The 24,848-nt window shown below is 53.1% G+C and carries 25 protein-coding genes and 1 other annotated feature; of the genes, 15 read left to right on the forward strand and 10 right to left on the reverse strand.

From position 1 onward, the window contains the following. Positions 1–190 precede the first annotated feature (190 nt). Positions 191–2,788 carry a type I DNA topoisomerase gene (gene topA, locus AC07UY_RS17000; RefSeq protein WP_203361026.1) on the reverse strand — a complete coding sequence of 866 codons (2,598 nt, stop codon included), beginning with the start codon at positions 2,786–2,788 and terminating at the stop codon, positions 191–193. Between the two features lie 394 nt (positions 2,789–3,182). On the opposite strand from topA, the gene AC07UY_RS17005 reads away from it, so the two are divergent. Continuing rightward, positions 3,183–3,434, forward strand: coding sequence for a YciN family protein (locus AC07UY_RS17005; protein ID WP_162383544.1), 252 nt, complete (start codon positions 3,183–3,185; stop codon positions 3,432–3,434). A gap of 35 nt (positions 3,435–3,469) precedes the next feature. Here the strand turns inward: AC07UY_RS17005 and sohB are convergent, their stop codons facing one another. Further along, entirely contained in the window at positions 3,470–4,516 is a 1,047-nt protein-coding gene (sohB, locus tag AC07UY_RS17010; protein WP_494660581.1) for a protease SohB, read from the reverse strand. A 236-nt stretch (positions 4,517–4,752) separates the two neighbouring features. Between sohB and AC07UY_RS17015 the strand changes: the two genes are divergently transcribed. Continuing rightward, positions 4,753–5,514 carry a YciK family oxidoreductase gene (locus tag AC07UY_RS17015; protein WP_494660582.1) on the forward strand — a complete coding sequence of 254 codons (762 nt, stop codon included), beginning with the start codon at positions 4,753–4,755 and terminating at the stop codon, positions 5,512–5,514. Then, entirely contained in the window at positions 5,511–6,101 is a 591-nt protein-coding gene (cobO, locus tag AC07UY_RS17020; RefSeq protein ID WP_276294969.1) for a cob(I)yrinic acid a,c-diamide adenosyltransferase, read from the forward strand. Before AC07UY_RS17015 ends, cobO begins: the two co-directional genes overlap by 4 nt. 85 nt (positions 6,102–6,186) lie before the next feature. Here the strand turns inward: cobO and rluB are convergent, their stop codons facing one another. The 3 genes from rluB to rnm form a co-directional block, all read right to left on the reverse strand. Next, positions 6,187–7,062, reverse strand: a complete 876-nt coding sequence (rluB, locus tag AC07UY_RS17025; RefSeq protein WP_192612393.1) for a 23S rRNA pseudouridine(2605) synthase RluB — start codon at positions 7,060–7,062, stop codon at positions 6,187–6,189. Between the two features lie 100 nt (positions 7,063–7,162). Next, on the reverse strand, positions 7,163–7,783 hold the full coding sequence (locus AC07UY_RS17030) for an L-threonylcarbamoyladenylate synthase (RefSeq protein WP_203361022.1): 621 nt from the start codon (positions 7,781–7,783) through the stop codon (positions 7,163–7,165). After that, positions 7,780–8,661: an RNase RNM gene (gene rnm, locus AC07UY_RS17035; protein WP_494660583.1), complete on the reverse strand. Its 882-nt coding sequence runs from the start codon at positions 8,659–8,661 to the stop codon at positions 7,780–7,782. The genes AC07UY_RS17030 and rnm overlap by 4 nt, the downstream gene beginning before the upstream one ends. 157 nt (positions 8,662–8,818) lie before the next feature. Beyond that, positions 8,819–8,912, forward strand: a sequence feature (Trp leader region). A 23-nt stretch (positions 8,913–8,935) separates the two neighbouring features. Here rnm and AC07UY_RS17040 point away from each other — a divergent pair. Genes AC07UY_RS17040 through trpA form a run of 5 tightly spaced genes read left to right on the forward strand, consistent with a single transcriptional unit; the run spans position 8,936 to position 15,466 of the window. Further along, a complete protein-coding gene (locus AC07UY_RS17040) occupies positions 8,936–10,498 on the forward strand; it encodes an anthranilate synthase component 1 (RefSeq protein WP_494660584.1) in 1,563 nt (520 codons plus the stop codon). Further along, entirely contained in the window at positions 10,498–12,093 is a 1,596-nt protein-coding gene (gene trpD / locus AC07UY_RS17045) for a bifunctional anthranilate synthase glutamate amidotransferase component TrpG/anthranilate phosphoribosyltransferase TrpD (RefSeq protein ID WP_203361019.1), read from the forward strand. Before AC07UY_RS17040 ends, trpD begins: the two co-directional genes overlap by 1 nt. A gap of 3 nt (positions 12,094–12,096) precedes the next feature. Beyond that, positions 12,097–13,455: a bifunctional indole-3-glycerol-phosphate synthase TrpC/phosphoribosylanthranilate isomerase TrpF gene (trpCF, locus tag AC07UY_RS17050; protein ID WP_494701631.1), complete on the forward strand. Its 1,359-nt coding sequence runs from the start codon at positions 12,097–12,099 to the stop codon at positions 13,453–13,455. Between the two features lie 11 nt (positions 13,456–13,466). After that, positions 13,467–14,660, forward strand: coding sequence for a tryptophan synthase subunit beta (gene trpB / locus AC07UY_RS17055; protein WP_192612398.1), 1,194 nt, complete (start codon positions 13,467–13,469; stop codon positions 14,658–14,660). Beyond that, positions 14,660–15,466: a tryptophan synthase subunit alpha gene (gene trpA, locus AC07UY_RS17060; protein WP_494701632.1), complete on the forward strand. Its 807-nt coding sequence runs from the start codon at positions 14,660–14,662 to the stop codon at positions 15,464–15,466. Before trpB ends, trpA begins: the two co-directional genes overlap by 1 nt. A gap of 32 nt (positions 15,467–15,498) precedes the next feature. On the opposite strand, the gene AC07UY_RS17065 is transcribed toward trpA, so the two are convergent. Together AC07UY_RS17065 and ompW are read right to left on the reverse strand one after the other, a co-directional pair. Next, positions 15,499–16,968, reverse strand: a complete 1,470-nt coding sequence (locus AC07UY_RS17065) for a GGDEF domain-containing protein (RefSeq protein WP_494660588.1) — start codon at positions 16,966–16,968, stop codon at positions 15,499–15,501. 216 nt (positions 16,969–17,184) lie between these two features. Then, entirely contained in the window at positions 17,185–17,823 is a 639-nt protein-coding gene (gene ompW / locus AC07UY_RS17070; protein WP_192612401.1) for an outer membrane protein OmpW, read from the reverse strand. 282 nt (positions 17,824–18,105) lie between these two features. Between ompW and AC07UY_RS17075 the strand changes: the two genes are divergently transcribed. From AC07UY_RS17075 to yciA, 4 genes are all read left to right on the forward strand, one after another. Beyond that, complete coding sequence (locus tag AC07UY_RS17075; RefSeq protein WP_494660590.1) at positions 18,106–18,510, forward strand: YkgJ family cysteine cluster protein; 405 nt, start codon at positions 18,106–18,108, stop codon at positions 18,508–18,510. 25 nt (positions 18,511–18,535) lie between these two features. Then, a complete protein-coding gene (locus AC07UY_RS17080) occupies positions 18,536–19,279 on the forward strand; it encodes a YciC family protein (RefSeq protein ID WP_494701633.1) in 744 nt (247 codons plus the stop codon). A 54-nt stretch (positions 19,280–19,333) separates the two neighbouring features. After that, on the forward strand, positions 19,334–19,873 hold the full coding sequence (locus tag AC07UY_RS17085) for a septation protein A (protein ID WP_192612404.1): 540 nt from the start codon (positions 19,334–19,336) through the stop codon (positions 19,871–19,873). A 220-nt stretch (positions 19,874–20,093) separates the two neighbouring features. Continuing rightward, on the forward strand, positions 20,094–20,495 hold the full coding sequence (gene yciA, locus AC07UY_RS17090; protein ID WP_203361013.1) for an acyl-CoA thioester hydrolase YciA: 402 nt from the start codon (positions 20,094–20,096) through the stop codon (positions 20,493–20,495). Between the two features lie 44 nt (positions 20,496–20,539). Here the strand turns inward: yciA and tonB are convergent, their stop codons facing one another. After that, a complete protein-coding gene (tonB, locus tag AC07UY_RS17095) occupies positions 20,540–21,265 on the reverse strand; it encodes a TonB system transport protein TonB (protein WP_494701634.1) in 726 nt (241 codons plus the stop codon). 214 nt (positions 21,266–21,479) lie between these two features. On the opposite strand from tonB, the gene AC07UY_RS17100 reads away from it, so the two are divergent. After that, positions 21,480–21,776, forward strand: coding sequence for a YciI family protein (locus AC07UY_RS17100; protein ID WP_181630875.1), 297 nt, complete (start codon positions 21,480–21,482; stop codon positions 21,774–21,776). A 56-nt stretch (positions 21,777–21,832) separates the two neighbouring features. On the opposite strand, the gene AC07UY_RS17105 is transcribed toward AC07UY_RS17100, so the two are convergent. Continuing rightward, the gene (locus AC07UY_RS17105; RefSeq protein WP_192612408.1) at positions 21,833–22,006 is read right to left on the reverse strand and encodes a YciY family protein; all 174 of its coding nucleotides are present in this window, start codon (positions 22,004–22,006) and stop codon (positions 21,833–21,835) included. Positions 22,007–22,149: 143 nt separating this feature from the next. Here AC07UY_RS17105 and cls point away from each other — a divergent pair, with 143 nt between their 5' ends. Then, positions 22,150–23,610, forward strand: coding sequence for a cardiolipin synthase (cls, locus tag AC07UY_RS17110; RefSeq protein ID WP_494660592.1), 1,461 nt, complete (start codon positions 22,150–22,152; stop codon positions 23,608–23,610). A 34-nt stretch (positions 23,611–23,644) separates the two neighbouring features. Further along, positions 23,645–23,974 carry an HI1450 family dsDNA-mimic protein gene (locus AC07UY_RS17115; protein ID WP_162383145.1) on the forward strand — a complete coding sequence of 110 codons (330 nt, stop codon included), beginning with the start codon at positions 23,645–23,647 and terminating at the stop codon, positions 23,972–23,974. A 32-nt stretch (positions 23,975–24,006) separates the two neighbouring features. Here the strand turns inward: AC07UY_RS17115 and AC07UY_RS17120 are convergent, their stop codons facing one another. Further along, positions 24,007–24,843 (reverse strand): ion transporter, encoded by an 837-nt coding sequence (locus AC07UY_RS17120; RefSeq protein WP_494701635.1) that lies wholly within the window; start codon positions 24,841–24,843, stop codon positions 24,007–24,009. Positions 24,844–24,848 lie beyond the last annotated feature (5 nt).

Here is a 24,848-nt window from a genome sequence, read left to right on the forward strand (position 1 = left end):
GCCATCAGATCATCGTTTGAGAGCAAACTCCGCCGAGTTGCTAATACGATTTAATAATAAGAAAGTCGATAACTATAACCACTATATCATTTATATTTGTAGTGTATAGACGTGGCGAAAAAATAATAAGCCGCCCATAAAAAAGGCCGCTTTCGCGACCTTTTTACACCAAATAACTGTCAGTTAACGGTTATTTCTTACCTTCCACCCACTTGCCGTCCACAAAGAAGGCTGACCAGCCGGTGGCTTTTCCGTCTTTTTCCGCAGCAACATATTGCTGTTTCGTTTTACGACTGAAGCGCACCAGGGTCTTGTTACCGTCGGCGTCCTGCTGTGGCGCGTCGGCCAGATAACGCAGTTTTTCCGGCAGACGATCGCGGAAGCGGTACAGCTCTTCCACTAACGGCGCACGTGTTTCACGTGATTTCGGGAACGTATTCGCCGCCAGGAAGATACCTGCCGCCCCGTCACGCAAGACGAAGTAAGCATCGGATTTTTCACACGGCAGTTCAGGCAGCGGAACTGGATCTTCCTTCGGAGGAGCCACTTCGCCGTTACGCAAAATCTTACGGGTGTTTTTGCACTCGTCGTTGGTGCAGGCCATGTATTTACCAAAACGCCCCATTTTCAGATGCATTTCAGAACCACATTTCTCACACTCAACGATCGGGCCGTCATACCCCTTGATGCGGAACTCGCCCTCTTCGATTTCGTAACCGTCACACGTCGGGTTGTTACCACACACGTGCAGCTTACGTTTTGGATCGATCAGATAGCTGTCCATCGCCGTGCCGCATTTCTGGCAGCGACGTTTAGCACGCAAGGCGTTGGTTTCTGCATCATCGCCTTCGAGCACGTTCAGGACTTCGTTTTCCGGCACCAGGTTGATGGTGGTTTTGCAGCGCTCTTTCGGCGACAGGGCATAACCGGAGCAACCGAGGAATACACCTGTGCTGGCGGTACGGATCCCCATCTGACGACTACAGGTTGGGCAGTCGATACTGGTCAGCACCATCTGATTCGGACGCATACCGCCCTCTTCAGGATCTTTCTCGGCTTTATCCAGCTGCTGAGTAAAATCACTGAAGAAGTTGTCGAGCACCCCTTTCCATTCGGCTTCGTGATTCGCCACCTGGTCAAGGCTGTTTTCCATTTGCGCGGTAAAATCGTAGTTCATCAGCTCGCGGAAGTTCTCTTCCAGACGGTCGGTGACGATTTCGCCCATTTTTTCTGCATAGAAACGACGGTTCTCAACGCGCACATAACCGCGATCCTGGATCGTAGAGATGATCGACGCATAGGTTGACGGACGACCGATACCGCGTTTTTCAAGCTCTTTCACCAGTGACGCTTCACTAAAGCGTGCCGGTGGTTTGGTGAAGTGCTGCGCCGGGGTCAGTTCGACCAGCGTCAGCGCATCGCCTTTATTCACAGCTGGCAACGTGCGGTCTTCATCACCCTTACGCAGCGCGGGCATCACTTTTGTCCAGCCGTCAAAACGCAGGATACGGCCACGCGCTTTCAGACGGAAATCCCCTGCGCCAACGGTCAGCGTGGTGGAATCGTACTGTGCCGGGGTCATCTGACAGGCGACAAACTGACGCCAGATCAGTTGATACAGTTTCTGTGCATCGGCTTCCATATCCTTCAGGACTTCCGCCAGGACGGAAACATCAGAGGGACGAATCGCTTCGTGCGCTTCCTGCGAGTTTTCTTTGCTCGCGTACTGATTGGCGTTCTCCGGGAGATATTTCTTACCGAAGTTGTCGCCGATGTAATCACGCACCATGGATACTGCATCCTGACTCAGGTTTGTTGAGTCAGTACGCATGTAAGTGATGTAACCCGCTTCATACAAGCGCTGCGCCATCATCATGGTTTTCTTAACGCCAAAGCCCAGACGCGTGCTGGCCGCCTGCTGTAGCGTGGAGGTGATAAACGGCGCGCCCGGCTTGCTGCTGGTCGGTTTATCTTCACGTTCCAGCACGCTATAGCGCGCTTTCTCCAGCAGACTCACCGCCGCCAGCGTTTGCTCGCGGTTAACCGGACGGAACGGCTTATCGTTCTGGTGCGTGACCTCCAGCGGTAACGCATCGCCGGACGGCGTGGTCGTGCTGGCATCAATTTCCCAGAACTCTTCAGGAACAAACGCTTTGATCTCGCGCTCGCGCTCAACGACCAGGCGCACCGCAACGGACTGAACACGACCGGCAGAGAGACCACGCGCAATCTTTTTCCATAACAGCGGAGAGACCATATAGCCCACAACGCGGTCCATAAAACGACGCGCCTGTTGTGCATTAACACGGTCAATGTTCAGTTCGCCGGGCTTTTCAAATGCCTGACGAATCGCGTTTTTGGTAATTTCGTTAAACACCACACGACTGTAGCGTGTGTCGTCACCCCCGATCACTTCCCGCAGGTGCCAGGCAATGGCTTCCCCTTCGCGGTCAAGGTCGGTTGCGAGATAGATGTGGTCAGCTTTTTCAGCCAACTGTTTTAGTTCAGAGACAACCTTCTCTTTGCCGGGCAGCACTTCGTAGTGCGCATCCCAGTCATGCCACGGGTCAACCCCCATACGATTGACGAGCGCGCCACGTTCATCCTTTTTGGGCTTTTTGGCCGTTTTGGTGGAGGTAGAGTCGGCGCTCTTTTTAGCTGCTGAGCCACTGGTCGGCAAATCACGGATATGACCCACGCTGGATTTCACCACGTAGTCATTACCCAGATACTTGTTGATCGTTTTGGCTTTTGCCGGGGACTCAACGATGACAAGAGCTTTACCCATATTCACCTTTACCTAATTTGATTCTTCCAGAATGCGTCGCACGTTGATTCACCTTCCGCTGGCGACGAGACACCGATATGGTCTCTGCGACGACGGATATCAACCCCTTAAACTGACTGTGTGCACGAAATAGTCAGGTGACTGAGTTAACAGGCTTTTTAGCACACAAGCGCTATAGCACGACGGAATTGTGGTTGAATGTCAAGCAATTCTGTTGCCAGATTGACGAAAGCGTCACACTGTACCTGATAAAATCCGTTACGCAACTTTATTAGCATGCAAAAACAAATCTCGCCAGTGACGCCCTTGTCATAAAGCCCTCGGTTTCCTCATGGAATATTTGCCCATAAGCGGCGCTCGGCGTAGACTAATGTCCTTGTTTAAGGAGTAAAAAATGCACAAAGACACTCAACCCATCGATCGTGAAACACTGCTGAAAGAAGCCAACAAAATCATTCGTGAGCATGAGGACACGCTGGCGGGGATTGTAGCCACCGGTGTGACACAGCGAAACGGCGTACTGGTCTTCAGTGGCGATTACTTTTTAGACGAGCAAGGATTGCCGACGCCAAAAAGCACCGCGGTGTTTAACATGTTTAAACATTTAGCCCATGTGCTCTCTGAGAAGTATCACCTGATCGATTGAAAGCAAAACGCGAGGCCAGTGCCTCGCGTTTTCGTTTACATCAGCGGCTTTTGCCCGCGCTGCCACCAGCGAAGCAACAGTTTGTCCGCGCTTTCTGCTGCACTGCCCGTAAAACGATCGATCAGTTTTTTACGCTGCATAAACCGCACGCTCAGCACTTCGCGACCATCCATCAGATCAAGGATGACGTCATCACTGGTATTCACTTCGTCCACCAGCCCTTTTTCCAGCGCCTGTTGGCCATACCAGTGTTCGCCAGTCGCCACCTTTTCGATGTCCAGACTCGGGCGCATCCGCTGTACAAAATCTTTAAACAGATGATGGGTTTCATTCAGATCTTCACGGAATTTCTGTCGCCCTTCTTCCGTATTCTCCCCCAACAGCGTCAGCGTGCGTTTGTACTGTCCGGCAGTATGCAACTCAATATCGATCTCTTTGCCTTTCAGGAAGCGGTTAAAGTTCGGTATTTGTGCAACGACCCCAATCGATCCCACAATGGCGAACGGCGCTGAGACAATTTTATCGGCCACGCAGGCCATCATATAACCACCGCTGGCCGCCACTTTATCGACCGTGACGGTTAAGGGAACCTGCTTATCGCGCAGGCGCTGTAATTGTGACGCCGCCAGACCATAGCCGTGGACAACGCCCCCGGGGCTTTCCAGGCGAACCACCACCTGATCCTGAGGTTTAAACACCGCCAGCACCGCGGTCACTTCTTCACGTAATGCGCTCACTTCGTGCGCATCCATGCTACCTTTAAAATCAAGCACCCAGACACGGGGTTTCCCGCGAGCATCGCTCTCGCCCAACTTCGCTTTGGCTTTCGCGGCCTTCGCCTCCAGCTTGTGTTTCTTTTTCTGCGCCTTATGCCAAAGTTTTTGTTGTGCGCCATCCAGCAGGCTCATCGCCAGCTCTTCTTTCATCTCTTTATACTGTTCACTGAGATTCGTCACCCGTAACTCACCGCGTTGACGTTTACGCTGGGTAGCATTCACAACAATCATGGCAATCACGCCAATCGCCACCACCACGGTGACGATTTTTGCCAAAAACAACCCATATTCAGACAACAATTCCACGAGTCCCACCTTGGTTAAACATTCCAACTTTGCCTCAGTGTACAACAGGCCTGTGAACCCGTCTCGCTTCATCCATCAGGATGTTACTCAGTGAAAAACATGACAAAGTGTTCATTTTACGGCGTTATCGCCGTTGGCTGATTGAAAAACCGTAGGGTTTCAGGCATAAAACCAAAAAGTTAATGAAAAGATAAGACAACTGGCAGGGTGACCCAACGCGTCGCCGAGGAGTAGCCGTGCATTACCAACCCAAACACGATTTACTGCAGGACCGTATTATTCTGGTCACTGGCGCCAGCGATGGCATTGGCCGCGAGGCAGCACTCACCTATGCCCGCTACGGCGCCAGCGTCATTTTGCTCGGCCGTAACGAAGATAAACTGCGTCAGGTGGCGCAAACCATCGCCGGGACAACAGGTTCAATGCCGCAGTGGTTTACGCTGGATTTGCTGACCTGTACCTCAGAGAATTGCTATCAGCTGGCCCAGCGCATTGAAGCGCACTACCCGCGCCTTGACGGTGTATTACACAACGCCGGACTGCTCGGCGATATTTGCCCAATGAGCGAACAGAATCCGCAGGTCTGGCAGGAGGTGATGCAGGTTAACGTCAACGCGACATTTATGCTGACGCAGGCGCTGCTTCCTTTATTACTCAAATCGGATGCCGGTTCACTGGTGTTTACCTCGTCAAGCGTCGGGCGACAGGGCCGCGCTAACTGGGGCGCTTATGCGACCTCAAAATTTGCAACGGAAGGCATGATGCAGGTGCTGGCAGATGAGTATCAAAATCGTCAATTGCGGGTCAATTGCATCAATCCTGGCGGCACACGCACCGGTATGCGCGCCAGCGCTTTCCCGTCAGAAGATCCGTTAAAACTGAAAACACCCGCCGATATTATGCCGCTTTATCTGTGGCTGATGGGCGATGACAGCCGTCGTAAAACCGGTATGACTTTTGATGCCCAACCGGGCCGTAAACCAGGAATCGCCCAATGAGTGAAGAACGCTATCAACAACGCCAGCAGCGCGTAAAAGACAAGGTTGACGCCCGCGTTGCAGCGGCACAGGACGAACGCGGGATTGTGATTGTGTTTACCGGCAACGGCAAAGGTAAGACAACCGCTGCGTTTGGCACGGCAACGCGTGCAGTCGGCCATGGAAAGCATGTCGGCGTGGTGCAGTTTATCAAAGGAACCTGGCCAAACGGGGAGCGGAATTTACTTGAACCCCATGGCGTTGAGTTTCAGGTGATGGCGACAGGGTTTACCTGGGAGACGCAAAACCGTGAAGCGGATACCGCCGCGTGTCTGGCCGTCTGGGAGCATGGTAAACGCATGCTGGCCGATGCAACGCTGGATATGGTGGTGCTGGACGAGTTGACCTATATGGTGGCGTACGACTATCTGCCGCTTGAAGAGGTCCTGAACGCCTTAAAGGCACGTCCGGCGCATCAAACGGTGATCATCACAGGTCGTGGTTGCCATCGGGATATTCTGGAGCTGGCGGATACCGTGAGCGAACTGCGTCCGGTCAAACACGCTTTTGAAGCGGGCGTGAAAGCCCAAATGGGTATCGATTACTGACTGTAGGCCGGATAAGGTGCTTGCGGCGCCATCCGGCACCGCGCAATTGCCTGATGGCGCTACGCTTATCAGGCCTACAAAAGCGTTAACCGTTGTTGTTACGACCGCCGGAACGACGACCGCTGCCAACCTGGCTGTGACGTTTCACCGCACGGCGAATCTGATTCGCTTTCATGCGACGTCTGTCTTTCTCGACGGCCACTTTTGACTCGGTTTCTGGCTGCAACTCCACCAGTTCACGCAAATAGTTAGTCTGCGCGAGATCCAGCTCAGTCCAGCCGCCACGCGGAAGACCTTTTGGCAGCGGAATGTCACCGTAACGTACGCGAATCAAACGACTCACCTGCACGCCTACGGCTTCCCACAGGCGGCGTACTTCACGGTTACGCCCTTCGGTCAACGTCACGTTGTACCACTGGTTAATCCCTTCACCGCCGCTGAACTTAATGGTTTTAAAGGCCGCAGGGCCATCTTCCAGCTGCACGCCACGGCTCAGATCGCGCAGTTTGGTCTCATCGACCTGACCAAAGACACGCACAGCGTATTCGCGCTCAACTTCACGGCTCGGGTGCATCAGACGGTTTGCCAGTTCGCCATCCGTCGTAAACAGCAGCAAACCGCAGGTGTTAACGTCCAGACGCCCTACCGCAATCCAGCGTGCGCCACGCAGTTTTGGTAAACGATCAAAAACCGTAGGACGACCTTCCGGGTCGTTACGGGTACACAGTTCGCCTTCAGGCTTGTAATAGGCCAGAACACGACAAATTTGTTCCGCAGACTCTTTCACCGAGATCAGGTGACCGTCGATACGAATTTTCAGACCCGGAGTCACTTCAACGCGATCGCCAAGCGTGGCAATTTTGCCGTCTACGCTCACACGACCTGCTTCAATAATCGATTCGATTTCACGGCGAGAGCCGTGGCCAGCGCGAGCCAGCACTTTCTGTAACTTTTCGCTCATAGAGCTTCCTTTAGGTGTCGCCTTCACAGGCGTCGAACAGGAGAATCAACGGCGCTGTACAGCGCCATTTTAAGGCCGCGTAGTATACAGAGTTGCGCCCTTATAAGAAAGGTTTAACGTCGCCGACGCCTTCGCGCAAGACCACCGGAGAATCATCGGTTAAATCAATGACCGTTGTGGGTTGTTGACCGAGATAGCCCCCGTGGATAATCAAATCAACCAGCTTCTCAAGCCTGTCTTTGATCTCTTCCGGATCCGACTCGGTAAAATCACTGCCCGGTAACATCAACGATGTCGACAGCATCGGTTCACCCAGTGCGGCCAGCAACGCCAGCGCAATCGGGTTTGATGGCACGCGCAGACCGATGGTTTTGCGTTTTTCCTGCAACAGGCGACGCGGCACTTCTTTGGTTCCTTTCAGGATAAAGGTGTAGTTGCCCGGCGTGTTGTTTTTAATTAAACGAAACGCGACGTTATCCACGAAGGAATAGGTCGACAGTTCCGACAGATCCCGACACATCAGCGTAAAGTTATGCCCGTCTGGCAGATGACGAATACGGCAAATGCGCTCCATGGCGCCTTTATCTTCGATTTTGCAGCCAAGCGCATAACCGGAATCGGTTGGATAAACGATCACCCCGCCTTTACGCACAATCTCGACAGCCTGGTTAATCAGGCGTGGCTGCGGGTTTTCCGGATGAATATAAAAAAACTGGCTCATACTTCCCTCACTGTAGTGTCTTCGGGCTGCTCCCATAACTGCCATACGCCTTCGACGCCTGCTGGCAGCCAGAGCTTACGACCCAACTCAATCCACGGGCACGGTTGATGAAAATCAGACCCTTGCGATGCCCATAATTGATTCTGGCGCGCCAATGTCGCCAGTTGAGTACGTTCATTGGGAGATTGCTGGCATTGCGCGACTTCCATCGCGTCACCGCGGTGTTCAGCAAAATGCGCAACCAATCTTTTCAGCCACTTAGCGCTAAGGTCGTATCGCCCAGGATGGGCCAGCACCGCCTTACCGCCAGAATGATGAATCACATCAATAGCTTGTTCTATTGTACACCACTGTGGGGGAACGTATCCGGTTTTCCCACGCGCAAGATACTTTTTGAACACATCCGCCATGGTGGTTGCTTTACCGCATTCCACCAAAAAGCGGGCAAAATGCCCGCGTGTCACCGCCCCGCCGTCCGCAAGGCGTAACGCCCCTTCCCACGCGCCGGGAATATGGGCCTTGTCCAGTCGCTCAGCAATCAAACGCGCACGCTGCTGGCGACGCTCCGTTTGTTCGGCCAGGAAATCACACATCGCCGGATCGGCAATATCGATATTCAGCCCCACGATATGGATTTCGTGATTTTCCCAGACCGTCGAGATTTCGACGCCGGCAATCAAATTCAGGGCTAACCCGGAACGTGAAATTTCTTCTCTTGCCGCCGGAATAGCGGCTGTGGTGTCATGATCGGTGATCGCCAGCGTGCCGACTCGCATCTCAACTGCACGGTGTACCAACGCTTCTGGCGTCAACCGTCCATCGGACGCCGTTGTATGACTGTGCAGGTCATAAATCACTGCGTAATTCGTGTCGCTCAAGGCGAGCTCCCGTCTTAATAATGGCTCTTTCACAGACATCATAGCGTTTCCGGCAAATATACTGAAATCAGGTGTTGACAAAAATCCATCGAACTAGTTAACTAGTACGAAAGTTCACATGAAGAAGGTATCTGAAATGAAAGCTCAATTCGTACTGCAAAGTTGGTGGCGCACTTCCTGATTTCGGGCAGTGTCTTCGCAGCTATATGCAACCAGATACCCGGCCCGCCAATTTGAGCGGGCTTTTTTTTGAACAGAATGAATGAGAAGAACAATGCAAATACAAAAACCGACACTCGAACTGCTCTCCTGTGATGCCGCTTACCGCGAAAATCCGACGGCACTGTTCCATCAGGTCTGCGGCGATCGCCCTGCCACACTGTTACTGGAATCCGCCGACATCGACAGTAAAGATGACCTCAAAAGTCTGCTGCTGGTCGATAGCGCGTTGCGCATTACCGCATTAGGTGACACCGTCACTATTCAGGCGTTATCAGATAACGGTGCTTCCTTACTGCCACTGCTGGATGCCGCACTGCCTGCCGGGATCGACAACGAGCAACTTGCATCAGGTCGCGTTCTCCATTTTCCTCCGGTTAGCCCGCTGCTGGATGAAGACGCCCGCCTGTGTTCACTCTCCGTGTTTGATGCGTTCCGTCTGCTGCAAAATCTGGTGAATGTGCCCGCACAGGAGCGGGAAGCGATGTTCTTCGGCGGCCTGTTTGCCTATGACCTGGTGGCCGGTTTTGAAGACTTACCGCAGCTCGAAGCCGGTAATCGTTGCCCGGACTACTGCTTCTACCTGGCCGAAACGCTGATGGTGATTGACCATCAAAAGAAAAGCACCCGCATTCAGGCCAGCATCTTTACCGCGGATGCGGCTGAACGCCAGCGTCTGGCGCAGCGTCTGGCACAATTAACCCAGCAGTTGACCGAGACCGCGCCGCCGTTACCTGTCACCGCCGTTCCGCATATGCGTTGCGAATGCAATCAGAACGATGAAGAGTTCGGCGCCGTTGTACGCAATATGCAAAAAGCCATTCGTGCAGGTGAGATTTTTCAGGTGGTCCCGTCCCGCCGTTTCTCGCTTCCCTGCCCGTCGCCGCTCGCGGCCTATGATGTACTGAAAAAGAGCAACCCCAGCCCGTATATGTTCTTTATGCAGGACAATGAATTCACGCTGTTTGGCGCATCGCCAGAAAGCTCGCTGAAATACGATGCCACCAGCCGTCAAATTGAGATCTACCCCATCGCCGGAACGCGCCCGCGCGGCCGTCGCGCGGATGGTTCTCTGGATCGGGATCTGGACAGCCGTATTGAACTGGAGATGCGTACCGATCACAAAGAGATGTCCGAACATCTGATGCTGGTTGACCTTGCCCGCAATGATTTGGCGCGGATCTGTACGCCAGGCAGTCGCTACGTCGCCGACCTGACGAAAGTTGACCGTTACTCCTTTGTAATGCACCTGGTCTCCCGCGTGGTGGGAGAACTACGCAGCGATCTGGATGTCCTGCACGCCTACCGCGCCTGCATGAATATGGGCACCCTTAGCGGTGCGCCAAAAGTCCGCGCCATGCAGCTCATCGCGAATGCCGAAGGGCGTCGTCGCGGCAGCTATGGCGGCGCCGTCGGCTATTTCACCGCCCACGGCGATCTGGATACCTGCATTGTGATTCGCTCCGCCCTTGTCGAAGACGGCATTGCCACCGTGCAAGCTGGCGCCGGGGTTGTTCTCGATTCTGTTCCGCAGTCTGAAGCCGATGAAACCCGTAACAAAGCGCGCGCCGTGTTGCGCGCTATCGCCACCGCGCATCATGCACAGGAGACTTTCTAATGGCTGACATTCTGCTGCTCGATAACATCGACTCTTTTACGTACAACCTGGCAGATCAGCTACGGACCAACGGTCATCATGTGGTGATTTACCGTAACCACATCCCTGCCCAGACGCTGATTGACCGTCTTGCGACGATGAAAAACCCGGTGCTGATGCTCTCTCCGGGCCCCGGCGCGCCAAGCGAAGCCGGTTGCATGCCGGAGCTGTTGACCCGTCTGCGCGGAAAACTGCCGATTATCGGTATCTGCCTCGGTCATCAGGCGATTGTTGAAGCCTACGGTGGCTACGTCGGTCAGGCGGGCGAAATTCTGCATGGCAAAGCGTCAAGCATTGAGCATGACGGCCAGGCGATGTTTGCCGGTCTGGCAAATCCGCTGCCCGTCGCGCGTTATCACTCTCTGGTGGGCAGCAATGTGCCTGCCGGACTGACCATCAACGCCCATTTTAACGGGATGGTGATGGCGGTACGTCACGATGCGGATCGCGTCTGCGGCTTCCAGTTTCATCCGGAATCCATTCTGACTACGCAGGGTGCCCGCTTACTGGAACAAACGCTGGCGTGGGCGCAACAGAAGCTGGAGCAGACCAACACGCTGCAGCCCATTCTGGAAAAACTGTACCAGGCACAAACGCTTTCTCAGCAAGAGAGCCATCAGTTGTTCTCTGCCGTGGTGCGCGGCGAACTGAAGCCGGAGCAACTGGCGGCGGCGCTGGTCAGCATGAAAATTCGTGGCGAACATCCTAACGAGATTGCCGGGGCAGCCACCGCTTTGCTGGAAAACGCGGCGCCATTTCCACGCCCGGACTATCTCTTCGCCGATATCGTCGGTACTGGCGGTGACGGCAGCAACAGCATCAATATTTCCACCGCCAGCGCCTTCGTTGCGGCGGCGTGCGGCATGAAAGTGGCGAAACACGGCAACCGTAGTGTTTCCAGTAAATCCGGCTCTTCCGATTTGCTGGCGGCTTTCGGTATTAATCTGGATATGAATGCCGACAAGTCGCGCCAGGCGCTGGACGACCTCGGTGTCTGCTTCCTGTTTGCACCGAAGTACCATACCGGTTTTCGCCATGCAATGCCGGTGCGCCAGCAGTTAAAAACGCGCACGCTGTTCAACGTGCTGGGACCGTTGATTAACCCGGCACACCCGCCGCTGGCTCTGATTGGCGTCTACAGCGCTGAACTGGTGCTGCCGATTGCCGAGACATTGCGCGTCCTGGGATACCAGCGCGCCGCGGTGGTCCACAGCGGCGGAATGGATGAAGTTTCCTTGCACGCGCCGACTATCGTTGCCGAGTTAAACGAGGGTGAAATCAAAAGCTATACGTTGACGGCGGATGACTTTGGCCTCACTCCTTATCATCAGGAACAGCTGGCAGGTGGTACGCCAGAAGAAAACCGTGACATTCTGACACGCTTACTACAAGGTAAAGGTGAAGCCGCCCACGAGGCTGCTGTCGCTGCGAATGTCGCTATGTTAATGCGCCTGCATGGCGAGGAAGATTTGAAAGCCAATGTGCAAACCGTGATCACCGTTCTGCGCAGCGGCGCAGCGTATGACCGGGTCACCGCACTGGCGGCAAGAGGGTAAATAATGCAAACCGTTTTAGCGAAAATCGTCGCAGATAAGGTGATTTGGGTAGAAGCCCGTAAGCAGCAGCAACCGCTGGCCAGTTTCCAGAACGACATCCAGCCGAGTTCGCGACACTTTTATGATGCCCTGCAGGGCGCGCGTACCGCGTTTATCCTGGAGTGCAAAAAGGCCTCCCCCTCGAAAGGCGTAATTCGGGAGAATTTCAACCCTGCGCAGATTGCGGGCGTCTACAAGCACTATGCGTCGGCGATTTCCGTACTGACCGACGAGAAATATTTTCAGGGCAGTTTTGACTTTCTGCCGGTGGTCAGCGCCATCGCGCCGCAGCCGATTCTGTGTAAGGATTTCATTATTGATCCTTACCAAATCTACCTGGCGCGCCATTATCAGGCGGATGCCTGCCTGCTAATGCTTTCGGTGCTGGATGACGAGCAGTATCGCCAGCTTGCTACCGTAGCGCACAGCTTAAAAATGGGCGTGTTGACCGAGGTGAGCAATGAAGAAGAGCTGGAGCGCGCCATTGCGCTGGGCGCAAAAGTGGTCGGTATCAATAACCGCGACCTGCGCGACCTGTCGATTGATTTGAATCGCACCCGACAGCTTGCGCCACGACTGGGTCATGGCGTGACCGTGATCAGCGAATCCGGGATCAACACCTACGGTCAGGTGCGTGAACTGAGCCACTTCGCCAACGGTTTCCTTATCGGCTCTGCGCTGATGTCCGAAGACAATCTCCACGCCGCCGTGCGCCGGGTGTTGCTGGGTGAGAATAAAGTGTGCGGCCTGACGCGTCCCCAGGATGCAAAGGCGGCGTATGACGCTGGCGCCGTTTATGGCGGTTTGATTTTTGCGGCTACCTCTCCTCGTGCCGTGAGCACTGAGCAGGCACGGGACGTTATGGCGGCCGCACCACTGCAGTATGTTGGCGTCTTTCGTGATGCACAGATTGCAGAGGTTTGCGAGAAAGCCACCACCCTGTCGCTAGCCGCGGTGCAACTGCACGGTCACGAAGATCAGACTTATGTGAATGCGCTACGCGCTGCACTGCCTGAACAGGTGCAAATCTGGAAAGCGTTGAGCGTCGGCGACACGCTCCCTGCCCGCGATTATCAGCAGGTCGATAAGTACCTTCTGGATAACGGCCAGGGCGGTACAGGCCAACGTTTTGACTGGTCCTTATTGCAGGGTCAGACGCTCGACAATGTTTTTCTGGCTGGCGGATTAAGCGCAGACAACTGCGTAGACGCGGCTAAAACCGGCTGTGCCGGCCTCGATTTTAATTCTGGTGTAGAGTCGCAGCCGGGCATCAAAGATGCGCGTCTTCTGGCCTCGGTCTTTCAGACACTGCGCGCTTATTAAGGAAGAAACACATGACAACATTACTGAATCCGTACTTTGGTGAATTTGGCGGCATGTATGTGCCACAAATTCTGATGCCTGCATTGCGTCAACTGGAAGAAGCGTTCGTCAGCGCGCAGAAAGATCCAGAGTTTCAGGCCCAGTTTACCGACCTGCTCAAAAACTACGCCGGTCGCCCGACCGCGCTCACCAAATGCCAGAACATCACGGCGGGTACCAAAACCACCCTTTACCTGAAGCGTGAAGATCTGCTGCACGGCGGCGCGCACAAAACCAACCAGGTGTTGGGTCAGGCGCTGCTGGCCAAGCGGATGGGCAAAACCGAAATTATTGCCGAAACCGGTGCGGGTCAACACGGCGTAGCCTCCGCGCTTGCCAGTGCGCTGCTGGGTCTGAAATGCCGCATTTATATGGGCGCGAAAGATGTTGAACGCCAGTCGCCTAACGTGTTCCGTATGCGTTTGATGGGGGCTGAAGTAATCCCGGTTCACAGCGGTTCCGCAACCCTGAAAGATGCCTGTAACGAGGCGCTGCGCGACTGGTCTGGCAGCTATGACACCGCGCACTATATGCTCGGTACTGCCGCGGGTCCGCATCCGTTCCCGACCATTGTGCGTGAGTTCCAGCGCATGATTGGGGAAGAAACCAAAGCCCAGATCCTGGAAAAAGAAGGTCGTTTGCCCGACGCGGTTATCGCCTGTGTCGGTGGCGGTTCAAATGCGATCGGTATGTTTGCTGATTTCATTGACGAAACCAGCGTCGGACTGATTGGCGTAGAACCTGGCGGTCACGGGATCGAAACTGGTGAGCATGGCGCGCCGCTCAAACACGGTCGCGTCGGCATCTACTTCGGTATGAAAGCACCGATGATGCAGACGGAAGAAGGCCAGATTGAAGAGTCTTACTCGATTTCTGCCGGGCTGGATTTCCCGTCCGTCGGACCGCAACACGCGTACCTGAACAGTATCGGTCGTGCCGATTACGTGTCGATCACCGATGACGAGGCGCTCGAAGCGTTCAAAACCCTGTGCCTGCATGAAGGTATTATCCCGGCGCTGGAGTCATCCCACGCCCTGGCGCATGCGTTAAAAATGATGCGCGACAACCCGGAAAAAGAGCAACTGCTGGTGGTTAACCTTTCCGGTCGCGGCGACAAAGACATTTTCACCGTACACGATATTCTGAAAGCGCGAGGGGAAATCTGATGGAACGCTACGACAATTTATTTGCACAGTTGAAGGATCGTAAAGAAGGCGCATTTGTTCCCTTTGTCACGCTGGGCGACCCTTCGGTTGAGCAATCGCTGAAGATTATTGATACGCTGATCGCGGCCGGTGCCGATGCCCTTGAACTCGGGATACCGTTCTCCGACCCGCTGGCTGACGGCCCGACGATTCAGGAGGCCACGCTGCGCGCGTTTGCCTCGGGCGTTACCCCAACGCAATGTTTTGAAATGCTGGCGTTAATTCGCCAGAAGCACCCTGACATTCCTGTGGGCCTGCTGATGTACGCCAACCTGGTCTTCAGCAAAGGGATCGACGCATTTTACGCCCAGTGCGAAAAGGTCGGCGTCGATTCCGTGCTGATTGCCGACGTACCGGTGGAAGAGTCTGCGCCTTTCCATCAGGCGGCACTGCGCCACAATGTCGCGCCGATTTTCATCTGCCCACCGAATGCCGATGATGAGCTTCTGCGCCAGATTGCCTCCCGGGGCCGGGGTTATACCTATTTGCTCTCCCGGGCGGGGGTGACGGGTGCGGAAAATCGTGCCGCGCTACCGTTACACCATTTGGTCGAAAAACTGAAAGAGTACAATGCGGCCCCGCCGTTGCAGGGGTTCGGGATCTCTTCACCGGAACAGGTCACCGGGGCAGTTGAAGCCGGTGCGGCAGGAGCCATTTCCGGTTCAGCGATTGTTAAAATCATCGAGAAAAACCTCGATAAACCCGAACAGATGCTGGCCGAGCTAAAAACGTTCGTCACGGCAATGAAAGCGGCAACGCGCGCGTAATGTCCGGCAACCGCCAGAGCACGTCTGGCGGTTTACCCTTTCGCCTGTTTCATTTTGTACATTTCATTATCCGCAACCTGGATCGCCGCATCCAGGGCGCCGTTCACTTCCGCAATTCCCCATGACACCGACAACGGTACCTGATTACCGCCAACCCAAAACGCATATCCCTGCACCTGGCTGGCAATGCGTTCTGCAACCGCAATAGCATCACTGGCTTTTGCCCGGTAAAGCAGAATCACAAATTCATCACCGCCCGTGCGTATCACCATGTCATTGCTGGTTCGGGTATTGGAAAGCATACGGTTCGCGATAACCTGGAGCGCCCTGTCGCCAGCCACATGTCCCCAGATATCGTTGATCGCTTTGAATTTATTGCAATCCAGCAGAATCACAGCGCAACGCGAGAGATCACGGCGTTTAATAATATCGAGGATCTTGCGGTTAAAGCAGCCGGTCAAAGAGTCGATATAAATCTTGAGGTCACTTTCGTTGAGCCATCCCTTCAGCCCCAGACTGATCATAATAAAAAAGAACGGCGCCAACAGAATCGCAATACCCGCCTGGATGTCATGCGTGACAAAACGCCCAAGTGAGATGGTGTATTTGAACACATACTTTTCAGACACTATTTTGACGATGCTTTTCCCCATCGACGAGCAGTTCCCGGTTAGGCACAACGACTCTTTGTTGGTGACATTCACCAGCGCCACATTAAGCCCATGGGGTATCTGGTTATCAAAAGCTTTAGCCAGGGCTTCCTGCAACTCTGGCCTGGCGTGGTCGTAGACAAGATAGGCCACAATATGGTCGGAGATCTCTTTTCCGGAAAGGTCGTAAATATAGCTCACCACGCTAAAGGCTTTTTCGCCGGTGATTTTATCGGTATAGAAATTGGTTGAGCTCAGCGCCTTGGTTTTGACGTTTTTTTCCAGCAGACGGGTATAAAAATCAACGGGGGGGTAAAAAAAGCTGCGAATATCTCTCGCCATCTCCGAGTCAGAGAAATGAAACATCCGGGAATCTGCGGGCGTAAACCAATAAAAGTAATCGGCATCTTTGGCGATGATATACCGGTGCGCGTCATAATTTCCGGGATTGAGGGCATTGACCCTGTCGCGGATAAATTCTGCCGCGGTAAACATACATAGCGCGTTAACACCGGTATGTTTTGCCACCATCGCGCCTGTCGCCGAATGGATTCGTTTTTTGTCGGCATTGATTCCCCAGGCGTCGTTATCTCTGGGAATAAAGAGCGAAGTATCGCCACACATGCCGGCATTTTTAATCTGGTGATAACGTTCACCCGTCGCATCGGCGATCAGTTCGTTGTCATTAAAAATGTCTACCATCCGCGTCTGCAGACGATTCATGCCATCACTGGCCGCCGCCAGTCGCTGTTCATAAATCACAAAAATGAACAGTGAGGTAAAAAGCAAGGTGATAAGCCCTGATATGAACAATGCCTGCCGGTTTCTCAGCCCGTCCTGCACAATCTTCACGCGTCCACCCAGATCATTAACAGTACTGCAAAACCGGTCGCCCGTTTATGTTGTTGCATAGCATCCCTGAAATCTGCTTGCCAGAGACGGCGATAATTTTACTAATGTTAGCATTTCAGAGAGTTAAGCGAGGGGAAAAATAAAAATAGCCGTTGCAAGAGACGAAAAAAAAGCCGGTAGCAATGCAACCAGCCTTTTTCGATAGCGATGAGGATTTTAGAAGCGATAACCCGCAGAGAACATAAACACCCACGGATCGAGGCGAACGCTGTCATGCTGCTGAGCGCCGCCAAGTTTATAGTTCGCGGTCGTGTCGATATCCATATACCAAACCGACATGTTGATCAGCCAGTCACGGTCGATCAGGTAATCCATACCCACTTGCCCTGCTGCGCCCCAGGAGTCTTTCAGGCTCAGGTCAGACAATCCAGTCTCTTTTCCTTTGTCGTTAAAGCCCGTGTCAAAGAAGGTGGTGTAGTTAATACCGGCTCCAACGTACGGACGCAGTTTGCTGCTGGAATCACCAAAGTACCATTGCGCCATCAGCGTCGGCGGCAAATGGTGAACGGTAGCGATATCACCGGTTGATGAGGTTCCAATCTTATGACGGAACGGCGTCGCGCCCAGCAGTTCGATACCGATATTGTCCGTTGCCATATAGGTGAATGTCAGGCCAAGTTGCGTATTGTTGCTAACATCAAATCCGCCCAGGCTGCCTAACGTACCACCCGCCCCTTCGGTCGGGCGAACGGTTGCCGAACCTGCACGAATGAAGAACTCGCCCGCTTCATGCGCATAAACCCCGCCAGAGAGAAGAGTACTTACTGCCAACGCCGCCACTGTTAATTTTTTCATGTCCGCTCCATCGTTATGGTTATAAAAGCGTGACGAATATACCTACAATGGAGTAAAAAGTGATCTAACACAGATCACATTACATCTTGTAATTTAACATTTATTGATCTGGATTAATTTAGAACTTGCATTCAAAATCCTAGTTAAACTGATACAGATCAAATTCGATATATTTTCGAACTGAAAATATTCAGATGCTTCCCTCTTGCCCTTCCTGAAACTGGGCGCTAATTTAGCTTTCTCACAATTGAATTGATGCGTTATCTTGTTGCAGGTGAAATCATGAGCGATCTCAACCCGTGCATGACGTGCGGTGCCTGTTGTGCGTTTTTTCGTGTCTCTTTTTATTGGGCGGAAGCCAGTGATGCTGGCGGCCCTGTCCCGGTTCATCTGACGGAACCGGTGAGTCCCTTTCTACGTTGTATGGCGGGCACCAACCAAAAACAGTCCCGCTGCGTGGCGCTTTCCGGTTCTCCCGGCGAAAATGTCAGCTGTACGATCTATGAAAACCGCCCCTCCGCCTGCCGGGAATTTGCCATGTCAGGGGAAGATGGCGAGGTCAACGAAGCCTGTAACCGCGCCCGCGCCCGATACGGATTACCTCCGCTTTACAAAGATATGCTTTTCCATACAAGCCTTGATGCTGCCACTCACGGGTTATCCAGGGTACAATTGCCCGCTAATTAACACCTGCAGAACTCAAGGAGAGTGCATGTCTATCACGGCGAAGTCCGTATACCGTGACACGGGGAATTTTTTCCGTAATCAATTTGTTACCATCTTACTGGTATCGTTGCTGTGCGCGTTTATCACGGTGGTTTTAGGTCATGCCTTTTCCCCCAGCGACGCGCAAATTGCACAACTCAGCGAAGGCGACCATCTGGCGGGTAGCGTTGGATTGTTCGACCTGGTGCAAAACATGACGCCGGAACAGCAGCAAATCTTGTTACGTGCTTCTGCAGCCTCGACGTTTTCAGGTCTCATTGGCAATGCCATTCTGGCAGGCGGCGTCATGCTGATGATTCAATTGATTTCGGCCGGTCATCGGGTAAGTGCATTACGCGCCATTGGCGCCAGCGCCCCTGTTTTGCCTAAGCTGTTTATTCTGATTTTCCTGACGACGCTGCTGGTGCAGATTGGCATTATGCTGGTGGTGGTTCCTGGTATTCTCATGGCCATCCTCCTCGCACTTGCGCCAGTCATGCTGGTTCAGGACAAAATGGGTGTTTTTGCTGCAATGCGCAACAGCATGCGTCTTGCGTGGTCTAATATGCGATTGGTCGCGCCCGCTGTGATCGGTTGGTTGCTGGCAAAAACGTTGCTTCTGCTCTTTGCACCTAACTTTGCTGTACTGACCCCGAACGTGGGCGCGGTGGTGGCGAATACGCTGAGCAATTTGATCTCTGCCGTTTTGCTCATCTATTTATTCCGCCTGTATATGTTGATTCGCCAATAACCCTATGTGCGTCGGCGCTTTCCGGCCGATGCATGTTAATTACGGAATCGAAGAATGAAGCAGTTTCTTGATTTTTTACCGCTGGTTGTCTTTTTTGCCTTTTACAAGCTTTATGACATCTATGCGGCAACCTCAGCCCTGATCGTCGCCACCGCAATTGTCCTGATTTACAGTTGGGTACGCTATCGCAAGGTTGAGAAGATGGCGTTGATCACCTTTATTCTGGTTGCAGTGTTTGGCGGCCTGACCATTTTCTTCCATAACGATGAATTTATTAAATGGAAGGTGACGGTGATTTACGGCTTGTTTGCGGGCGCCTTGCTGGTAAGCCAGTGGATTATGAAAAAGCCATTAATTCAGCGCATGCTTGGGAAAGAACTTACGCTCCCTCAACCTGTGTGGTCGAAGTTAAATCTGGCGTGGGCGGTCTTTTTCATCCTGTGCGGCCTTGCGAATATCTACATCGCGTTCTGGCTGCCGCAAAATATTTGGGTCAATTTTAAAGTCTTTGGCCTGACCGCATTAACGTTGATTTTCACCCTGTTGAGCGGCGTTTATATTTACCGCCATCTCCCCCAGGAAGACAAATCGTAATCTTAACAGCGCCAGACCTTTTCTCTGGCGCTTCTCTTTTCTGCGTTGTTCCCCGTATTTCGCTGCACAGATTGTATGAATCATAAAGCGATGGTGGAAATGTCACCCTTTCCTTCTGAGCTGCCGGGGCACCCGCGGTGCGCGGCGTATCTCCTCTGTTCTCAATCTGCAAATCATAGTAGCATCGCGCCTGTAATTTTTTTCTATAGTCGGTTCTACAATGACAACAACGAATAATGTCCCCCAGGGCGAACTTGTTTTACGCACGCTGGCCATGCCTGCTGATACGAATGCCAATGGCGATATTTTTGGCGGCTGGCTAATGTCGCAAATGGATATTGGCGGTGCCATTCAGGCCAAAGAAATTGCCCATGGCCGCGTGGTGACCGTGCGCGTCGAGGGAATGACGTTTTTACGCCCTGTCGCGGTGGGAGATGTGGTGTGCTGTTACGCTCGCTGTATAAGACGCGGAACAACCTCTGTCAGCATCAACATTGAAGTGTGGGTTAAAAAGGTGGCCTCTGAGCCGATTGGGCAGCGTTACAAAGCGACCGAGGCGCTGTTTATTTATGTTGCGGTAGACAAAGACGGTAAACCCCGCGCTCTGCCAGTTCAGAAGTAAAAAAAAGCCTCCGGATGTGGAGGCTTTTTTAATCATCATCACGCTTATTCTATCTGCGTTGTGCCATTGAGGCGGAAAACAATATTCACCACCAGCCCGGTACCTGGCTTCCCGGCTTCATAGCGCCATTTACGCATCGCGTTTTTCACTTCCCGTTCAAACATGTTAGCCGGTTGTGCTGAGAGTATTTCAACATCGTCAACACGTCCGTCGGACGTCACGTTGAATTTCACCTTGACCCGCCCTTCGATACGCAACGCTTGCGCACGCGGCGGATACTGCGGTTGATTACGGCTCAGGGCGCGAGGGCCCGCAGGCGCACTGACCACGGGTTTGCTGGTCGCGGGTGCGGTACTGGTCGTCGGACGCGCAGGCGCGGTGTTTTCAGATGGCGTCAATGGACGCGACTCGACCGGCTTCACATCACGCTTCGGCTGCTCCTGAACCTTCTTCACAGGTTTAGGTTTGGGTTTCGGTTTTGGCTTCGGTTTCTCAATCACTACCGGCGCTTCTTTTGGCGGTTCCGGGATCGGCTCAGGCTCGGGTTCAGGCTCAACAACAGGTTGTGGCGGCGGCTGAACAGCCTGGGGGGGATCAAGATCGGCAGGCGCGACCATGGTGACGGAGATCGGCTGCGCAGGCGCAGGCAGTTCAATAACCTGATGTACCGAGGTATACAGCAGTCCCGCCACTACAGCACCATGAACGCCAACGGAAAGTAACGTCGGCCAGGGAAAGCGACGAGGTAGATCAAGGGTCATTGAAGTCATAATCGTTTCAGTTAAAAAACCAGGCCCTGATTTTAAATGCAAATAGCAATCATATTCAATAAGACATCACAATGAGGTGCATTTAAAACGCAATATTATCCTAAAAAAGCCCTGCAAAGTGTACGTCTTAACAAAGCCGTCATCTTTGCGTTGCAGTTGAGAGTCCTTTCCAATAACGTAATTAACGACTTTTACCTATTAAGGAGCTCTACCCGTGCTGTATGTCATCTACGCTCAGGATATCGCCGACTCTCTCGAAAAGCGCCTTTCGGTTCGCCCCGCACATCTGGCGCGTCTGCAACTTCTGCACGATGAAGGCCGCCTGCTCACGGCGGGTCCAATGCCTGCCGTTGACAGCAACGATCCCGGTGCAGCAGGTTTTACCGGCTCAACGGTCATTGCTGAATTTGAATCTCTGGAAGCTGCGCAATCCTGGGCAGAAGCGGACCCGTATGTTGCCGCGGGTGTCTACGCACAGGTTTCCGTCAAGCCCTACAAAAAAGTATTCTAAGTCCGATTGGACACCACTGAAGTCGTTGGGCACCGGATGCGGTGCCCTTATTTTAATCAGATGCTGTGGATCGCAAACAGCAACGAGTTACGTTGATGATTGAGAACACACTTTCTGATTGAGTGGATACGCATATTGCGACGCGACTGCCCTTCAAGCCAACGCGCTTTACGGCGGCTAGCCTGACGTAACATACGCCAGCGTCCCACTTCCGTTCTACTACGTTTCATGTTAACGACTCTTACAGTGCTGGAGGCGAGCATTATACGCCCTCACCAAACTCAGACCAGCGCTTTTCCTGTGTTTTTATTTGCCAGATGAATCCTGATGCGTAAACTCATAACAATACGCTTTCAAAAGGATTTTTAATGTTATGACAACCTTCTACACAGTGGTGAGTTGGCTGGTCATTCTCGGATACTGGGTTCTGATTGCCGGCGTGACGTTGCGCATTTTGATGAAACGACGTGCAGTGCCTTCCGCGATGGCATGGCTGCTGATTATCTATATTCTGCCGCTGGTAGGGATTATTGCTTATCTCTCGTTTGGTGAACTCCACCTGGGGAAACGTCGGGCCGAACGCGCCAGAGCCATGTGGCCGTCGACCGCCAAATGGCTGAACGATCTCAAGGCCTGCAAACATATTTTCGCGCAGGAAAACAGTAGCGTTGCTTCATCATTGTTTAAACTTTGTGAGCGTCGTCAGGGAATTGCGGGCGTTAAAGGAAACCAACTTCAGCTACTGACCGATTCCGACGATGTGATGCAGGCGCTGATCCGCGATATCCAACTCGCGCGCCATAATATTGAGATGGTGTTCTACATCTGGCAGCCAGGCGGGATGGCCGATCAGGTCGCGGAGTCTTTGATGGCCGCTGCCCGCCGCGGTATTCACTGCCGTCTGATGCTGGATTCCGCTGGCAGCGTCGCCTTCTTTCGCAGCCCGTGGGCAGCCATGATGCGTAATGCAGGCATTGAGGTCGTCGAAGCGCTCAAAGTCAATCTGATGCGTGTTTTTTTACGCCGTATGGATTTACGCCAGCATCGCAAAATGGTGATGATCGACAATTACATTGCGTATACCGGCAGCATGAATATGGTCGACCCGCGTTTTTTCAAACAGGATGCGGGCGTCGGGCAATGGGTCGATTTGATGGCAAGGATGGAAGGTCCCGTCGCGACGGCAATGGGTATCGTCTACTCCTGCGACTGGGAAATCGAGACCGGTAAACGCATCCTGCCTCCCCCGCCGGATCAGAATATTATGCCGTTTGAAGAGGCCAGCGGGCATACCATTCATACTATCGCGTCCGGGCCTGGCTTCCCTGAAGACCTGATCCACCAGGCGCTGCTGACCGCCGCCTACTCTGCACGCGAATATTTGATTATGACCACCCCGTACTTCGTCCCCAGCGACGATCTGCTGCACGCGATTTGCACCGCGGCGCAACGCGGAGTGGATGTCAGTATTATTCTTCCGCGTAAAAATGATTCCGTGCTGGTCGGCTGGGCGAGCCGCGCCTTTTTCAGCGAACTGCTGGCAGCCGGGGTCAAAATTTACCAGTTTGAAGGGGGCCTGTTACACACCAAGAGTGTACTGGTTGACGGCGAATTGAGTCTGGTCGGCACCGTGAATCTGGATATGCGCAGTTTATGGCTCAACTTTGAGATAACGCTGGTCATTGACGATGCGGGATTCGGCGGCGATCTCGCCGCCGTTCAGGATGATTACATCTCGCGTTCACGCCTGCTTGATGCGCGGTTGTGGGTAAAACGCCCGCTGTGGCAACGAATCACCGAGCGACTGTTTTACTTCTTCAGCCCGTTGCTGTAAAACGTGCGCAAGCGACGATAAACAGGTAGTCATTATGGATATGGATCTGAACAATCGCCTGACCGAGGATGAAACCCTTGAGCAGGCTTACGATATTTTTCTCGAGCTGGCTGCGGATAACCTCGACCCGGCAGACATTATTCTGTTCAACCTGCAGTTCGAAGAACGCGGCGGCGCAGAACTGTTTGACCCGGCAGAAGACTGGCAGGAACACGTTGATTTTGACCTGAATCCTGACTTTTTTGCCGAAGTGGTGATTGGTCTGGCAGACAGCGAAGACGGTGAAATTAACGACATCTTTGCCCGCGTGCTGCTGTGTCGCGAGAAAGATCACAAGCTCTGCCATATTCTCTGGCGTGAGTAAGTGAAAAGCCGCTAACGCGGCTTTTTTTTCATCTACTCCGGGAGCTTACTCCCGCAGCGGTTACAATACTGCGCGCTGTATTCGTGCTGCCCCTGCTGACACGTCGGGCATTTCCGCTGTTGATTACGTTTCAGAAACGCCGTGCTCATATGCGTGGTAATTAAGCCTGTTGGAATCGCAATAACAGAGTAACCAATTAAAATCAGCACCGATGCCACGATACGCCCCAATGGAGTATGCGGCGTAATATCGCCATAGCCTACCGTTGTTACCGTTACGATCGCCCAATAAACCGACGCATTCAGCGTCGTAAACCCATATTGCGGCCCTTCAATCAAATACATCAGCGCGCCAAAAATAATCATCACAATGGCAATAAACGAATAAAACAGAATCAACTGATGACGCGCGCTAATGATCGCCCCCCAGAACACCCGCAGCGAGGGCATGAAACGCAACAGTTTCAGGATCCGCAGAACACGAATCGCCCGCATCGCCCGCCAGGCAAAAACATAATTGAGGCTGATCTCCGGCCATAACCACATGACATACAGAGGCAGTATGGTGGCTAAATCAATGAATCCCCAGAAGCTGAAGACGTATTTCGCCGGATTCGGCCAGGTCAATAACCTCAGGAGATATTCGCAGGTGAATACCAGCGTCACGAATAACTCCAGCCAGACAAAGGTATGCCATTCGCTATAGGTCAGGTGATATTGCGTCCCTAGCCCCGATTCAATAAAGATGATTAAGACGCTAATCAGTGCGAACAGACCGCATAGCCCTTCAAAGCGGCGACCAGAACGTGTATTCAGATCGAATAAGAGATGATAAAGACGTCCACGAACGGAAGAGATGTTGAGCGACACAGTGA

It is taken from the genome of Citrobacter sp. GW821-FHT02E08 (genome assembly GCF_059421685.1).